The following is a 15,429-nucleotide window of genomic DNA, read 5'->3' as shown; positions in this document are numbered from 1 at the left end:
ATGGCCCGGATCATCGAGACCGCCACCGGTGACCTCGGCCGGGTCGACGTCGACCCGGTCACCCTCGACCTCATCGAGAACGGCCTGCGCAACGCCCGCTACGAGATGGACGAGGTGCTGTTCCGCACCGCGCTGTCGCCGGGCATCCGCGAGCAGCACGACGAGTTCCCGCTGATCGGCGACCCCACCGGGAAGATGGTCGTCGGCCAGTTCGGCCTGTCGATCCCCGACTTCCTCGCCGGCTTCGACGACACCATCGAGGAGGGCGACGTCCTGCTGACGTCGGACCCGTACTCGTGCGGCGCGGCGATCAGCCACGCCAACGACTGGCTGCTGGTGCTGCCGATCTTCCACGAGGGCCGGGTGGTCGGCTGGGCGTCGATGTTCGGCCACATGAGCGACGTCGGCGGCAAGACGCCGTCGTCCATGCCCACCGACGCGCGGACGATCTACGAGGAGGGCGTGGTCATCCCGCCCTTCAAGCTCTACCGCCAGGGGCGGCTCAACGACGACGCGCTGCGGATCGTCCTCAACCAGGTGCGCAAGCCCGACTGGAACCGCGCCGACCTCAACGGCCTGGTCGCCGCCTGCCGCACGGCGTCGCGGCGGGTGGTGGAGATGTGCGAGCGGTTCGGCACCGCCACCTACCTCTCCGCGCTCGACGCCCTGCTGCAGCGCAACCACGACGCGATGAGGGTGCTGCTGCAGATGGTGTTCGAGGAGGGCCGCACCCTCTCGTTCACCGACTACATCTGCGACGACGGCGTGGGCAACGGCCCGTACGAGCTGAAGCTGTCGCTGACCCGCACCGGCGACAAGGTGCACCTGGACTTCACCGGGTCGTCCCCGCAGGCGGTCGGGCCGATCAACTACTACCTGAACGAGAACCTGGCCCGGATGTTCTTCGGGATCTACATGATCACCGTGGCCGATCCGCAGATCCTCTGGAACGACGGCTTCTACCCGCTGGTCGACGTCACGATCCCCGAGGGCTCCTACTGGAAGCCGAGGTTCCCGGCGGCGCTGTCGGGCCGCAACCACGGCATCGGGCGGGTGTTCGACCTGTTCGGCGGGCTGCTCGGGCAGACCAACCCGGCGCTGCTCAACGCCGCCGGCTTCTCCTCCTCGCCGCACTTCATGTACTCCGGGCACTACTCGCGGGGCGAGCGGAAGGGGGAGTGGTTCCAGCTCTACTCGATCGGCTTCGGCGGCATCCCCGGGCGGCCGCTCGGTGACGGCCCCGACGGCCACTCGCTGTGGCCCTCGTTCGTCAACATCCCCTGCGAGTACCTCGAGTCCTACTACCCGCTGCGCATCGAGAAGTGGGAGACCGTCGCCGACACCGGCGGCCCGGGCCTGCACCGCGGCGGCAACGGCGTCGACGTCGCCTACGTCTTCGAGGAGCCCGGCGAGATCGCCATCCACGACGACCGCTGGCTGACCTACCCCTGGGGCGTCAACGGCGGGCACCCCGGCGCCCGCGGCACCAAGTGGGTCGACCGCGCCGACGGCACCCGCGAGGTGCTGCCGTCGAAGTGCCACGGCGTGCCCGTCGCGCCCGGCGACGTGCTGCACTTCGTCACCTGGGGCGGCGGCGGGTGGGGCGACCCGCTGGAGCGCGACCCGTCGCTGGTGGCGCTGGAGGTGCGCCGCGGCCTGGTCTCGGCCGACGGCGCCCGCCGGTACGGGGTGGTCGTGACCGACGACGGCGACGTCGACGACGGGGCGACCGGGGCGCTGCGCGACCAGCTGCGCGCCGGCCGCCCCGCGGACCTGCCGGTGTTCGACATGGGTCCGCCGGTCGAGGAGCTGCTGGCCCGCTGCGAGCAGGAGACCGGGCTGCCCGCGCCGAAGCGCCCGGTCTGGGTCTGAGGGCGTCCGTGCGGCGACATCGGCGGTGTCGCACACCTTGCGCGGCGCGAGCGTGCGAGAACGCCGATGTCGACGGGTAGGGGACGCGCATGAGGACCGGTCCGCACGGCGCCGCGTTCGCCGGCCGGGTCGGCTGGGGGGCGCGCCCGGCGGTGCTCGTCATCGACCTGTGCCGCGCCTACACCGAGCCCGGCGGGCCGTTCGCGCTGCCCGACCCCGCGCCGGCGGTGGCGGCGACGTCGTCGCTGGTGGGGGCCGCGCGGGCCGGCGGGCACCCGGTGCTGTGGACCGCCGTCCGCTACGCCACCGGGCTGGCCGACGGCGGGCTGTTCGTGCAGAAGGTGCCCGCGCTGGCCTGCTTCGCCGAGGGCGCGCCCGGCGGGTGGGGCGAGCTGACCCTGACGCCGGAGCCGTGGGAGCCGGTGGTGGTGAAGCAGTACGCCTCGGCGTTCTTCGGCACCCCGCTGGCCTCCACGCTGCGCACGCTCGGCGTCGACACGCTCGTGCTCGCCGGCGTCTCGACCTCGGGCTGCGTGCGGGCCACCGCCATGGACGCGCTGAACTCCGGGTTCCGGCCGCAGGTGGTGCGCCAGGCGTGCGCCGACCGGTCGGCCGCACTGCACGAGAACAACCTCGCCGACGTCGACGCCAAGTGCGGCGACGTGGTCGACCTGGCGGAGGCGCTGGTCCACCTCTGAGAGGGTGGGGCCGTGCCGAGGACGAGCGCGGGCGTGCTGCTGTACCGCCGGGCGGGCGACGAGGTCGAGGTGCTCATCGGCCACATGGGCGGGCCGTTCTGGGCGAGGAAGGACGCCGGCGGCTGGTCGATCCCCAAGGGCGAGCACGACGCCGGCGAGGACCCGTTCGCCGTCGCGCGGCGGGAGTTCGAGGAGGAGCTGGGCTCGCCGGTGCCCGCCACCGACTTCACCCCCCTCGGCGAGGTGCGGACCAGCGGCAAGACGCTCACCGTCTGGGCCGCCGAGGGCGACCTCGACGCGTCGGCCTGCGCGAGCAACACGTTCTCCCTCGAGTGGCCGCCGCGCTCGGGCCGCGTGCAGGAGTTCCCCGAGATCGACCGCGCCGCCTGGGTGACCGTCGACGTGGCCCGGGAGAAGCTCGTGAAGGGGCAGCTGCCCTTCCTCGACCGCCTGCTCGCCGCCCTCGCCTGACCACCGAGATGGCCGTCTCGGTGGTCAGGGCGTGGCGAGCCAGAGCATCTGCACCCAGGCGCTGCGCTCGTTGCACTGGCCGACCAGCAGCGCGCCCTGCGGCGCCGGCACGATGGCCCGCACGTCGGGCCCGCCGGCGCAGCCGACGTCCAGCGGACCGCGCTCCTCCCCGGTGCGCAGGTCCAGCGCCCGCGCCCCCTCCGGCGCCGGCAGCAGCGCCCACACCTGGGCCGGCTCCACCGCCATCGTGTAGTCGAAGACCCGGTCGGCCAGCTGCACCAGCACCGGCCCGGCGCCGCCGCCGTCGGGCACCGCCAGGACCCACGCGCCGTCCTGCACGTCGACGGTGAGGAACACCGTCCCGTCGGGGGTGGCCGCCACGGCCTGGGTCTCGGCGTCCTCCGCCAGGCTGGTCACCCGCACCGGCTCGCCGGCCGGCACCAGGCCGGCGTCGTAGGGGAGCAGGGTCGGGATCCGGCGCTGCGGCACCGGGGTCGGCGAGGCGTCGAAGACCAGCGTGACGCCGCCGCCCGGCCGCGGCACCAGCGCGGCCAGCTGCCGGCCGACCCCGAACGCCGACACGGCCGCGACGTCGGCGGTGACGTCCCGCTCGGCCAGCACCCGGCCGGTCGCGGCGTCGACGGCGGCCAGCGTCTCGCGGGTGCCGTCGCCGGCCGCCACGGTGGCGAACAGGTGGAGCACCCGGCCGTCGGGCGACAGGGCCGACCGGGCGTCGGCCTCGGCGCCGCCGCCCAGCGGCAGCGGCCAGGTCCGCACCACGCCGGAGACGGGGTCGACCACCACGTACCCGAGGGCGGACGACGGCAGCCGCCCGGCGACCGCCACCGCGCCGTCGGGCAGCACGTGCGCCGCGACCACGTTGCGCACCCCCGGGAACGGCACCGCGCCGGCCACCGCCAGCCCGTCGCCGGCGGGCGCGACGGTCACCAGCCGCTGCTCGGCCGCCGACTCCTCGGTCAGGACGACGTACGCGCCGCCGTCCGGCCGGGCGACCGCCGCCTCCGCCTTCCAGAAGGGCCCCGGCGCGGCGGGGGAGAGGTCGACCGCGGCGCGCAGCGTGGTCAGCGGGCCGGCGCTCGGCGGCGCATCGGCCGGCGGGCCGGCGTAGCCCGGCAGGTCGGTGGAGGCGTCGGTGGGCCGGGCCGGCAGCGCCTGCGTCGAGGAGAGCGGGGACGGCGTCGGCTCGGGGGCCGGCCCGGGACCGGAGGTGCAGCCGGCGGCCGCGCCCAGCAGCAGGGCGGCGGCCAGCGCGGCGCGCCTCACGGGCCGACCAGCCAGAGCATCGCCGTCCGCTGGGACGGCAGGCCGCACTCGCCGAGCAGCACCGCGCCGGTCGCCCCCGGCTCGAGGTCGCGCACGTGGGCGCCGCTCGCGCAGCCGACGTCCAGCGGTCCGCGCACCTCGCCGCTGCGCAGGTCCACCGCGCGGGCGCCCTCCAGCGCCGGCAGCAGCGCCCACACCTGCGCGGGTTCCACCACGAGCGCGTAGTCGTGCGCCCGGTCGGGCAGCACCGCGAGCACCGGCCCGGCGCCGCCGCCGTCGGGGACGGCGAGCACCCAGACGTCGTCGCGCACCTCCACCACGACGAACACCGTGCCGTCGGCGGTGGCGGCGACCGCCTGCGTCTCGGCGCCCTCGGCGAGGTCGGTCAGCCGGGCGGGCGGCCCGTCCGGCGCCAGGGTGGCGTCGAAGGGGAGCAGCGTCGGGATCCGCTCCAGCCGGCTGCTCAGCGGCGTCGCGTCAAGCACGACGGTGACCCCGCCGCCGGGCCGGGCGACCAGCCCGGCCACCTCGAACGCGGCGCGGGACACCGACACCCCGGCCACCTCGTCGGCCAGCGCGTGCCGGTCGCGCACCTCGCCCGCGCCCAGGTCGACCGCGACCAGCTGGTCGGGGAAGCCGGACCGGCCGGACGGGGTGGCGTACAGGAAGAGGGTGCCGCCGTCGACCGACAGCGCCGAGCGGCCGAAGGAGCGGACGTCGCCGTCGACCGGGACGGCGACCGTCGAGCGGCCCTGCCCGGTCACGGGGTCCACCACGGCCACCCCGTACCCCCCGCGGCCGTCGGCGGCCGGCGCCACCTCGCCCACGACCGCCACCCGGCCGTCCGGGAGGGCGTGCAGCTCCCCGGCGGAGCGGAACTGGCGCAGCGGCACCGCGCCGGTGACCGCCCACCCCCCGCCGGCCGGGCCCACCGTGGCCAGCCAGGGCCCCGACCGGTCCACCGGGGTGAGCAGCACGAGCACCCGTCCGTCGGCGGTCGCCGCGGCGGCCTCGGGCACGGAGAAGACCGCGGGCGTGGCCGGGGTGAGGTCGACCGCGGCGCGCAGGGTGGTCAGCGGGCCGGCGCTCGCCGCGCCGGCGGGCGGGCCGGCGTAGGCCGGCAGGTCGGTGGTGGCCTCGGTCTCCAGCGCCGGCTGCGGCGCGGGGGTGGGCGCGGTCGGCTCCAGGGGCGGCTCCGCCCGCTCGGGGGGCGCGGGGCAGCCGGTCAGCGCGACCAGGAGCGCCCCGGCCAGCGCGACCCGGGCACCCCGTCGTGCGGACACGGGTCAGGTGTAGCACCGGCGGGTGAACGGCGGTCAGGTCCCGACCAGCCAGATCGTCGGGCGGCCGGCGGCGCAGCGGCCCAGCAGCAGCGCGGTGGACGGCCCCGCCCCCGGCACGACCCGTCCGACCGGCTCCACCGCCGCGCAGCCGACGTCGAGCTCGCCGGTCGCGCCGGTGGCCAGGTCGACCGCCCGCGCGCCGGCCGGCGCGGGCAGCACCGCCACGCGGCCGGCCGGGTCGACCACCAGGGAGTTGTCGTAGGCGTGCCCGCCGATCCGCACGACGTCGGCCCCGGACCCGCGCACCGTGGCGATCAGGTCGCCGCTGCGCGGCTGCACGGTCAGGTGCAGCGTGCCGTCGGCCCCGGCCGCGACCGCCTGCAGCTCGGCGCCGTCGCCCAGGTCGAGCCGCACCGGATCGCCGAGCGGCTCCAGCGCGGCGTCGTAGGACAGCAGCCCCGGCGCCGGCCCGTCCTCGACCGCCGCCGCCACCCAGGTGTCGAACACCAGGGTCACACCGCCGTCCGGGCGGGCGAGCAGGCCGCTGGAGTGCGTGGCGACCGGGAAGCCGGAGACCTGGCGGACCTCCTCGAACAGGTCCCGCCCGCCGCGGAAGGCCCCGCTGCGCGCGTCGACCGCGACCAGCAGGTCGAGGTGCCGGGGGCCGACGGCGATCGCGACGAAGAGGAACAGGGTGGCGCCGTCGGCGGCGAGCGCCGAGCGGCCGAAGGAGAACGCCGTCCCCTCCTCGTACGGGACCGCCACCACCGTGCGGGCCGCGCCGCTGACCGGGTCCACCGCGACGAACCCGTACTCCCGCCCGGGCCGCGGGAACTGACCGCTCACCAGCACCTCCCCGCCCGGCAGCAGGTGCACCCCGAACACCTGCGCCAGCGCCGGCACGGGCACCGAGCCGACCGGCGTGCCGGCGCCGTCCACGGTGACCAGGGTGAGCGGGCCGGCCCCGTCGGCGGGTGCCAGGACGACGTGCGCGCCGCCGTCGGCGGTGGCGACCGCGTCCGCCACGGCCGCGGTGCCGCCGGTGGCGGGGGTCAGGTCGACGGCGGCCCGCAGCACCAGCCGCGGACCGCCGTCGGCCGGCCGGGGGAGGGACGTGACCGGAGCCGGCTGCGCGGGGGCGGGCGCGGCCGCGGGCGGGTCGGCGGTGGTGCAGCCGCACAGCACGAGCACCGCGGCGGCGCTCGCCGCCGCCAGGCGCCGGTGCCCGGTCATGCCCCGAGGGTCGCACCCGCGGCACGCGCTGCGGGGCCGCCCGGGCGCGGTTCCCGCGCTCGAGCGACCCCGGGGCGCCCGGTCAGACCAGCGCCGGCTCCTCCGCGCGCGCCGGCGGCGCCGGCGCGTCGGACTCCCGGATGCCGTACCGGGCGTAGAGCCGGCGCAGCGGCCCGGGGGCCCACCAGTTGGCGTCGCCGAGCAGCCGCATCGTCGCCGGCACCAGCAGCGTCCGGACGACGGTCGCGTCGACCACGATGGCGATGAGCATCGCGACACCGATCATCTTGATGAAGGTGATCCCGGAGAGCGAGAACGCCCCGATGACGACGATCAGCAGCAGCGCCGCGCTGGTGATGATCCCGCCGGTGCGCTGCAGGCCGGTGGCCACCGCCCGCGCGTTGTCGCCGGTCAGGTCGTACTGCTCCCGGATCCGCGACATGAGGAACACCTCGTAGTCCATGGAGAGCCCGAAGACGATCGCCAGCACCAGGATGGGCTGGGTCGCCTCGAGGAACCCGGTGGGCTCGAAGTCCAGCAGCCCGGAGAGGTTGCCGTCCTGGAAGATCCACACCAGCGCGCCGAACGAGGCGCCCAGCGACAGCACGTTCATCACCACGGCCTTGAGCGGCAGCACCACCGAGCCGAACGCCAGGAAGAGCAGGACGAACGTCGTCGCCACCACCAGCAGCGCCATCCACGGCAGCAGCGAGCCCAGGCTGTCGAGCAGGTCGGTGAGCACCGCGCTCTCCCCGCCCACCAGCGCCGTCCCGCCCTCGGGCGCCGGCACGTCGCGGATCTCGCCGACCAGCGCCCGCGCGTCGGCGTCCACCGGGTCGCCGTCGTAGGCGACCGCGACGCGCGCGGTGTCGCCGGCCGCGGCGGTCACCTGGGCGCCGTCCACCCCCGGCACGGCCGCGACGTCGTCGACGTAGGCCTGCAGCGCCGCGCCGCCGGCGGGGGAGTCGACCGCCTCCGGCAGGCTCACGACGACCTCGATCGGGCCGTCGGCCGCCTGCGGGAAGTCGCGCTCCAGCGCCTCGGCGACCACCCGGCTCTCCGTGCCGGCCGGCAGCACGCGCTCGTCGATGCCGCCGAACTGCACGTTCAGGAACGGCAGCGCCAGGCCGACCAGCAGCGCGGTGACGGCGACGGTGATGGCGACCGGCCGGCGCATCACCGCGCGGGCGATCCGGTACCAGGCGCCGTGCTCGCTCTCCACCGGAACGGCCATGTCGGTGGGACGACGGCGGCGGAACAGGCGGCGCACCGAGAGGGCGTCGACCTTCGGGCCGAGCATGCCGAGCAGCGCGGGCAGCAGGGTCAGGGCCGCCAGCATCGCGATCAGCACCGCGCTCATGCCGCCGAAGCCCATCGAGCGCAGGAACACCTGCGGGAAGATCAGCAGCCCGGCCAGGGAGATGGCGACGGTCAGCGCCGAGACGGCGACCGTGCGGCCGGCCGTGGCCATGGTGCGGGCCAGCGCCTCCTCGGTGGTCGGCTGCCGGCGGATCTCCTCGCGGAACCGGCTCACCATGAACAGGCCGTAGTCGATCGCCAGGCCCAGGCCCATGATCGTGACGACGTTGACCGCGAACACCGAGACGTCGGTGAAGCTCGTGAAGGCCCGCAGCGCCGCGAACGAGCCGAGGATCGCCGCGCCGCCGATCGCCAGCGGCAGGCTGGCCGCGGCCAGGCTGCCGAAGATGACCACGAGCAGCACCAGCAGCACCGGCATCGAGATCGACTCGGCCCGCGCGATGTCGCTGCTGACCCGCTCGTTGATGTCCTCCTGCACCACCGCGTTCCCGCCGACCTGCGTGGTCAGGCCGGGTGCGTCGAGGTCGTCGCGCACCTCGGCCACGTCGGCGCCGTCGGCCAGCGTGAGGACGGCGTAGGTGGCGTGCCGGTCGTCGCTGACCAGCGGCGGCGCGGGGGTGCCGTACCAGCTGGTCACCCGCTCCACCTCGGTCGCGGGCAGGGCGGCCAGCGTCGAGGTCACCGCGTCGCGGAAGGCCGGGTCGTCGACCGTGAGGTCGTCGCTGGAGTACAGGACGACGACGTCGGCGGCGTCGCGGCCGAGCTCCTCGGCGGCGACCTCGGCGGCGCGGGAGCTCTCGCTGTCGGGGTCCTCGAACCCGGCGCCGGTGAGGGACCCGAAGACGCCGGTGCCCCACACCCCGGCGAAGGCGACGAGCGCGAGGGCGATGGCCACGACCCAGCGCCGCCACCGGTACACCACTCGTCCGAGTGCCTCGAACATCACGTCTCCCGTGTTAGTGTCGATCACGTTGGTAAACAGCGTTAGCGAACGGTGCTAACTCTGCATACACCGTTCACGGCTGTCAACAGGGTGAGCAGGAGTCATGACAGATGTCCCGGCGGAGCCGCTGAGCCGGCGCGACCGCGTCCGCGCCGACACGCTCCGCGAGATCCGGCAGACCGCCCGGCGCGTGCTGGTCGAGCACGGGGGCGAGGGGTTCGCGCTGCGGGCGATCGCCCGCGAGATGGGCATGACCGCGCCCGCGCTCTACCGGTACTTCGCCAGCCGCGAGGACTTGGTCGAGCACGTCGTCGCCGACCTCTACGACGAGCTGGTCGCCGAGCTGGAGGCGGCCCGCGACGCGGCGGACCCGGCCACCGCGCCGGTGCAGCTGCTGGCCTGCGCCCGCGCGTTCCGCCGCTGGGCGATCGCCCACCAGCAGGAGTTCGGCCTGCTCTTCGGCGCCGCCGGCGACGGCGTGGTGCCGAACAGCGACAAGCTGCACGCCGACCCCGGCAGCCCGGCGCACGCGGCGGCGCAGCGCTTCGGCGCCGTCTTCGCCACCCTGGTCGCGCAGGTGTACCTCGCGCAGCCGTTCCCCGTGCCCGCCGACGACGAGATCCCGCCGGCACTGGCCGAGCAGCTGCGGATCTGGATGTGCGAGTTCCCGGTCGAGCTGCCGCTCGGCGTCGTCCGGGTCTTCCTCACCTGCTGGGTGCGCCTCTACGGGCTGGTCGCGATGGAGATCTTCGGCCACCTGAAGTTCGCGCTCGACGACGCCGAGGCGTTCTTCGAGTCGGAGATGCACGGCGTCGCCGGGATGCTCGGCATCGCCGACGCGTACGCCACCCTGCGGCGGGCGTGAGCGGGCTCACTGCTAGCAATCCGCTTGCTCCAGTTAGCACGGCCGGCCGGCTGGGCAGGGATGCCGACGTCAGGTCATCCCCCCAGGTCTGGAGTTCCCAGTGACCGACAATCCCGCTCTCGAGAACGACAGGGCCAAGATCGTCAACCAGCTGCGTGCGCTGGTGCTGCTCACGCAGACGGAGGAGCAGGTCGCGCGCACGCGCGTGGCCCAGGCGCGCACCGACGCCGTCCGCCGCGAGCTGACCCAGAACGCCGACCACGCCGCGGAGCGCACGCGGGCGATCACCGAGCAGCTGCGCGCTCTCGGCGGCGTGCCCGACGTCGTGACGCCGGCCGTCGGCCGCCTGGCCGCGGTGCTCAAGGCCACCTTCGAGCAGGCCGAGCCGCTGGAGGAGGCCCTGCTGCAGGACCTGCAGCTCGAGCACCAGCTGCTCGACCGCGCCACCTACCTCAAGGTCCTGGCGCAGAAGGCCTCGCTGCCGCAGGTCGAGCAGCTCGCGCAGCGGCTGGTCACCGCCCACGAGGCCACCGTCGAGTGGCTGACCGTGGTGCTCGCCGAGGAGGCGCTGGGCGGCCCGGCCGCGCTGCAGCCGACCCCGTTCCAGCGGGTCGCCGGCGGCGTGGCGCACGCCGCGGTGAGCCCGTACCGGTTCCTGGCCAACCAGGTGAACGAGACCCTCGACGGCCTCGCGCAGCGGCGCGGGCAGGCGGAGGAGCGCCTCGGCGAGGTGGCCGGGAAGGCCGGCCACCTCACCTCCGCGGTCCGCGAGACCCTCGCCGCCGGCCGCAGCGCGTCGCTGCGCCGCGCGGAGCGGATCGCCCGCCGCGAGGGCCGGCGCGAGGAGGCCGACGCGGTCCGGGCCACCCGCGAGCAGCTCGGCGACGTCTCCGCCGACGAGCTGCCGATCAAGGGCTACGACTCGCTGAGCACGCCCGATGCCGTCAAGGCCGTCCAGCAGCTGGCGACGCCGCGCGAGGTCAACGTGGTGATCCGGTACGAGGAGACGCACAAGAACCGCAGCGACGTGGCCAGCGCCGCGCAGACCCGGCTGGCCGCCCTGGCCAAGGAGGCCGTCGGCATCGAGAGCTGAGACCGCGTCCCGACGCCGGAGGGCCCGCACCCCGTCCGGGGCGCGGGCCCTCCGCCGTCCGTCCCCCCGGAGCCGCCCGGGACCGGGGTGCGGCGCGCCCGGGCGGCAGGGGAGGGTGGAGCCCATGCACATCACGCCCGAGGCCCTCGAGCACGAGTTCTCCCTGACGACCGCCGCCACCCGCCTGGACTTCCTCAGCCGCCGCGACACCGGCAGCGCCACGCTCAACACCGTCGCGCAGGTGGACGAGGACGACTGGAGCGCCATCGCGAACGCGGAGACCTCGCTGGACGTCCACGAGTCCCTCGAGCTGCTGGCCCTCGGCGAGGTGGTGAGCCGCAAGGCCCACGACAGCCGGCTCACCGGCATGCGGGCGGCCCTGCGCGGCGGCGCCGGGTGGGAGCAGATCGCCGGCGCGCTCGGCCTGTCCCCGGCCGAGGCCTGGGACGTCTACCAGGAGTTGACCGCGAGCGGGCTCGACCCCGCCGAGGCCGCAGCCGCCCGCGAGCTCGCCGGCGCCCGCCCCTAGGTGCGGATGCCGCCGCGAGCCGGGTGGTGGGTCAGCTGACCCGGACGCCCCGCCAGAAGGCGACGCGGCCGGTGATCTCCTCCGCGGCGTCCTTCGGCTCCGGGTAGTACCAGGCCGCGTCGCGGTTCACCTGGCCGTCCACCTCGATGCTGAAGTACGAGGCGGTGCCCTTCCACGGGCAGACGGTGTGCGTGTCGGAGGGGCGCAGGACGTCGTCGCGCACCGACTCGCGGGGGAAGTAGGCGTTGCCCTCGACGGTGACGATGTCGTCGGACTCGGCGAGCACGGTGCCGTTCCAGGTCGCGGTGGCCATGCCCACGTCAACTCCCCGGCCCCTCGGGCCTGTTCCCCGGTCACCGGGTACAGCCGCTGCAGCCACCCGCTGCAGCGGCTGCACTCACCAGCGCGCGGTGGCGGTGGCGTGGGCCGGCTCCCGGGCGCTGGCGACCCGCAGCGCGCGCACGCCGTTCGCCTCGAGCTCGGCGACCGCGGCCAGCGGCTCCCCGACGAACGCCGGGGCGCGCAGCCGGTGCTCCAGCGCCGACGGCGCCGGGCGGCCGGAACGCCGCAGCAGCTCGGCCATGTGCAGCACCAGCAGCGGCCCGTGGACGACGAGCCCGGCGTAGTGCTCCACCTCGACGGCGTACGGGGCGTCGTAGTGGATGCGGTGCTGGTTGCCGGTGAGCGCGCTCATCCGGAACAGCAGCGGCGGGTCGGTGCGCAGGGGCAGCACCTCGCCGGTCGCCTCGGGCTCGGTCGTGGCCAGGGGGGTGCCGCGGTGGTCCAGCGAGCTCGGTCCGCTGCGGTAGACGACGTCGGCGTCCTCGGCGACGCAGCGCCGGCCGTGCTGCCAGAGCTCGCTGCGCACGGTGACGAACAGCAGCGGGCCCGAGCGGCCGGTCTTCGCGGTCGCGGCCAGCAGCCGGCGGCGCCGCCGCGTCGGCACGCCGTAGCGCAGCGGCGCCTCCCGCCGCCAGGACCCGCCGGCGATCATGCGGCGCCGGTCGGGCAGCGGGGGCAGGTAGGTGCCGTCGCTGAGGTGGCCGTCCGCGCCGACCCGCGACTGCGCCGTCCACTCGAGGAAGTGGAACCAGTGCCACAGCGGGGGCACCAGCTCCCCGGGGGCGGGCTGGTCCCACATGCCGGCGACCGATGCGCCCACCGCCGCGTCGAGGACCTGCTCGTCCTCCGTCGGCCCCGGCCGCCACGTGCGCGCCACCTCGGCGAGGTCCATGCTCCGCCTCCTGTCGTCGTGGGCTTCGATGATCGTGACCGCACCCGAGCGGAGGAGCACCGATGGGGTCCCTGGACGCGCTGAGCGAGGACGAGCGGGAGATCGTGCGCACCGTCGCCGACTTCGTCGACCGCGAGGTGAGGCCGGTCGCGCGGGAGCTGGAGCACGCCGACGCCTACCCCGAGGCGCTGATCGGGACGATGAAGGCGCTGGGCGTCTACGGGCTGCTGGTGCCCGAGGAGCACGGCGGCACCGGGGTGAGCATGCAGTGCTTCGTGCTCGTCACCGAGGAGCTCGCCCGCGGCTGGATGAGCCTGGCGGGGGCGATGGGCGGGCACTCCGTCGTCTGCGCCCTGCTGACCCGCTTCGGCACCGACGAGCAGAAGCAGGCATGGCTGCCGCGGCTGGCCACCGGCGAGGTGCGCGCGACGATGGCGCTCACCGAGCCGCAGGGCGGCTCGGACCTCCAGGCGATCACCACGACCGCCCGCGAGGCCGACGGCGGCTGGGTCGTCGACGGCGCCAAGACCTGGATCAGCAACGCCCGCCGGGCCGGGCTGACGGCGCTGCTCTGCGTCACCGATCCGGGGGCGCGGCCGCGCTCGCGCGGGATCTCGGTGCTGCTCGTCGAGCCCGGCCCCGGCATGACGGTCTCCCGCGACCTGCCCAAGCTGGGCTACAAGGGCGTGGAGAGCTGCGAGGTCCGCTTCGACGGCTACCGGGCGGGCCCGGGCAGCGTGCTCGGCGGCGTCCCCGGTCGCGGCTTCGCCCAGATGATGAAGGGCCTGGAGACCGGCCGCCTGCAGGTCGCCGCCCGCGCGCTCGGGGTCGGCCGGGCCGCGTTCGAGGACGCGCTCGCCTACGCCCGGCAGCGCGAGTCGTTCGGCCGGCCGATCTGGCAGCACCAGTCGGTGGGCAACCTGCTCGCCGACATGGCCACCGGGCTGGAGGCCGCCCGGCAGCTGACCCTCTACGCCGCGCGCGAGTTCGACGCCGGCCGCCGGGTCGACATGGAGGCCGGCATGGCCAAGCTGCTCGCCTCCGAGACCGCGATGCGGATCGCCCTGGACGCCGTCCGCGTGCACGGCGGCCACGGCTACTCCACCGAGTACGACGTCGAGCGCTACTTCCGCGACGCGCCGCTGATGATCGTCGGCGAGGGCACCAACGAGATCCAGCGCACCGTGATCGTCCGCCAGCTCGTCGAGCGCGCGGGCTAGGCCGAGCGGGTCCCGGGCACGGCGCGGACGTCGACCGGCGCGTCGGGACCCGCGACGCCGAGCCGGCGCTCGAAGCCCGGCGGCAGCACGAGGTCGTCGCGGCAGAGCTGGTCGACCGACTCGCGGCCGAGGCCGACCATCGCCGCGCCGAGGCCGTCGCGCAGCAGGTCGAGCACGTTCTCGACGCCGGCCTGCCCGTTGGCGGCCAGCCCCCACAGGTAGGCGCGGCCGATCATCACGGCCCTGGCGCCGAGGGCGAGGGCCTTGGCGACGTCGGCGCCGCGGCGGATGCCGCCGTCGAGCAGCACCTCGACGGAGTCGCCGACGGCCTCGGCGATGGCCGGCAGCGCCCGGATCGACGCCGGGGTGCCGTCGAGGTTGTTGCCGCCGTGGTTGGACACCGAGATCGCGGTGACGCCGGCGTCGACCGCGCGCTCGGCGTCGTCGACCCGCATGACGCCCTTGAGCATGAACGGCGCGTCACCCCACAGCTCGCGCAGCCAGGCGACGTCGTCCCAGGTCGGCATGGGCGAGGACATCCACATGCCGTAGGCGCCGAAGAACGTCGGGGCCGGGTCGCCGGGGGTGCCCACCATGTTGGGCACGGTGAGGTCGGGCAGCCTGCGGGTCCTCGCGAAGTCCCACAGCCAGCGCGGCTTGAGCGCCACCTGCGGGGCGTAGCGGCGGACCGCCTCGAAGTCGATCTTCTCCGGGATGAACGGGCTGCCCCAGTCGCGGCCGTAGGAGAACGACCAGTCGAGCGTGGCGATCAGGCCGGCCGCGCCGGCGCGCCGGGCGCGCTCGACCTTGGCGGCCATCGTGTCGCGGTCGCCGACCCAGTAGAGCTGGAAGAACGTCTTCGGGTTGGCGGCGATGACCTCCTCCATGGGCTTGCTGGCCATCGACGACAGGCCCATGGCGGTGCCCCGGGCGGCCGCGGCGCGGGCGACGGCGACCTCGCCGTCGGGGTGCACGGCCTGCACGCCGGTCGGGCTGATGAGGACCGGCAGCGAGACCTCCTGGCCCATCACCGTGGTGGTCATCCGCTTGTCGTCGGCCAGGCCCGCGGTGTGCGGGGCGAAGCCGATCTCGTCGAACGCGGCGACGTTGTCGGCGGCGGTCAGGCCCTTCTCCGCCCCGGCCACCAGGGCGCCGTAGACGCCCTTGGGCAGCCGGCGCCGGGCACGCCGCTGCGCCTCGGCCACCGTCTCGAACCACGCGTTCGCCATGCCGGCTCCGATCCCCAGGGGCGCCCGTCGTGGCACCGGGCGCCACCGTAGCGCTCGTCACAGCCTGGTGGCACTCAGTGCCACTAGGCGGCGGGCATGAGCGGGCGCCGCGTGGGCATGTCCCGACCAGGTCTGCGCGAGCCGAGCCGGGCCCC

Annotated in this window: 14 protein-coding genes; 7 read left to right on the top strand and 7 right to left on the bottom strand. The window is 75.5% G+C overall.

Annotation, left to right across the window (positions count from 1 at the left end):
* The 3 genes from ACI78S_RS05045 to ACI78S_RS05035 all read left to right on the top strand — a co-directional run bounded on the left by ACI78S_RS05045 (position 1) and on the right by ACI78S_RS05035 (position 3,041).
* The gene (locus tag ACI78S_RS05045; protein ID WP_456971126.1) at positions 1 to 1,872 is read left to right on the top strand and encodes a hydantoinase B/oxoprolinase family protein; all 1,872 of its coding nucleotides are present in this window, start codon (positions 1 to 3) and stop codon (positions 1,870 to 1,872) included.
* 89 nt (positions 1,873 to 1,961) lie between these two features.
* Positions 1,962 to 2,570 (top strand): isochorismatase family protein, encoded by a 609-nt coding sequence (locus ACI78S_RS05040; RefSeq protein ID WP_456971125.1) that lies wholly within the window; start codon positions 1,962 to 1,964, stop codon positions 2,568 to 2,570.
* A 12-nt stretch (positions 2,571 to 2,582) separates the two neighbouring features.
* Positions 2,583 to 3,041 (top strand): NUDIX domain-containing protein, encoded by a 459-nt coding sequence (locus ACI78S_RS05035; RefSeq protein WP_456971124.1) that lies wholly within the window; start codon positions 2,583 to 2,585, stop codon positions 3,039 to 3,041.
* Between the two features lie 24 nt (positions 3,042 to 3,065).
* Here the strand turns inward: ACI78S_RS05035 and ACI78S_RS05030 are convergent, their stop codons facing one another.
* From ACI78S_RS05030 to ACI78S_RS05015, 4 genes are all read right to left on the bottom strand, one after another.
* Positions 3,066 to 4,325 (bottom strand): hypothetical protein, encoded by a 1,260-nt coding sequence (locus tag ACI78S_RS05030; protein ID WP_456971123.1) that lies wholly within the window; start codon positions 4,323 to 4,325, stop codon positions 3,066 to 3,068.
* On the bottom strand, positions 4,322 to 5,608 hold the full coding sequence (locus ACI78S_RS05025; RefSeq protein ID WP_456971122.1) for a hypothetical protein: 1,287 nt from the start codon (positions 5,606 to 5,608) through the stop codon (positions 4,322 to 4,324). The genes ACI78S_RS05030 and ACI78S_RS05025 overlap by 4 nt, the downstream gene beginning before the upstream one ends.
* A gap of 33 nt (positions 5,609 to 5,641) precedes the next feature.
* Positions 5,642 to 6,841 carry a hypothetical protein gene (locus ACI78S_RS05020; protein WP_456971121.1) on the bottom strand — a complete coding sequence of 400 codons (1,200 nt, stop codon included), beginning with the start codon at positions 6,839 to 6,841 and terminating at the stop codon, positions 5,642 to 5,644.
* Positions 6,842 to 6,923: 82 nt separating this feature from the next.
* Positions 6,924 to 9,104, bottom strand: a complete 2,181-nt coding sequence (locus ACI78S_RS05015; protein WP_456971120.1) for an MMPL family transporter — start codon at positions 9,102 to 9,104, stop codon at positions 6,924 to 6,926.
* Between the two features lie 103 nt (positions 9,105 to 9,207).
* Between ACI78S_RS05015 and ACI78S_RS05010 the strand changes: the two genes are divergently transcribed.
* From ACI78S_RS05010 to ACI78S_RS05000, 3 genes are all read left to right on the top strand, one after another.
* Entirely contained in the window at positions 9,208 to 9,969 is a 762-nt protein-coding gene (locus ACI78S_RS05010) for a TetR/AcrR family transcriptional regulator (protein ID WP_456971119.1), read from the top strand.
* 100 nt (positions 9,970 to 10,069) lie between these two features.
* Complete coding sequence (locus tag ACI78S_RS05005) at positions 10,070 to 11,062, top strand: ferritin-like domain-containing protein (RefSeq protein WP_456971118.1); 993 nt, start codon at positions 10,070 to 10,072, stop codon at positions 11,060 to 11,062.
* Between the two features lie 124 nt (positions 11,063 to 11,186).
* A complete protein-coding gene (locus ACI78S_RS05000) occupies positions 11,187 to 11,591 on the top strand; it encodes a hypothetical protein (RefSeq protein WP_456971117.1) in 405 nt (134 codons plus the stop codon).
* A gap of 31 nt (positions 11,592 to 11,622) precedes the next feature.
* Here ACI78S_RS05000 and ACI78S_RS04995 read toward each other — a convergent pair whose 3' ends face one another.
* Entirely contained in the window at positions 11,623 to 11,904 is a 282-nt protein-coding gene (locus tag ACI78S_RS04995; RefSeq protein ID WP_456971116.1) for a DUF427 domain-containing protein, read from the bottom strand.
* 84 nt (positions 11,905 to 11,988) lie between these two features.
* Positions 11,989 to 12,825 (bottom strand): hypothetical protein, encoded by an 837-nt coding sequence (locus ACI78S_RS04990; RefSeq protein WP_456971115.1) that lies wholly within the window; start codon positions 12,823 to 12,825, stop codon positions 11,989 to 11,991.
* Between the two features lie 62 nt (positions 12,826 to 12,887).
* Here ACI78S_RS04990 and ACI78S_RS04985 point away from each other — a divergent pair, with 62 nt between their 5' ends.
* Entirely contained in the window at positions 12,888 to 14,045 is a 1,158-nt protein-coding gene (locus tag ACI78S_RS04985) for an acyl-CoA dehydrogenase family protein (protein ID WP_456971114.1), read from the top strand.
* Here ACI78S_RS04985 and mftD read toward each other — a convergent pair.
* Positions 14,042 to 15,274 carry a pre-mycofactocin synthase MftD gene (gene mftD, locus ACI78S_RS04980; RefSeq protein WP_456971113.1) on the bottom strand — a complete coding sequence of 411 codons (1,233 nt, stop codon included), beginning with the start codon at positions 15,272 to 15,274 and terminating at the stop codon, positions 14,042 to 14,044. The two genes, ACI78S_RS04985 and mftD, sit on opposite strands and share 4 nt — an antisense overlap.
* Between the last annotated feature and the right edge of the window lie 155 nt (positions 15,275 to 15,429).

This window comes from Geodermatophilus sp. SYSU D00815, assembly GCF_054050035.1.
This window is presented reverse-complemented; position numbering and strand designations above follow the sequence as displayed.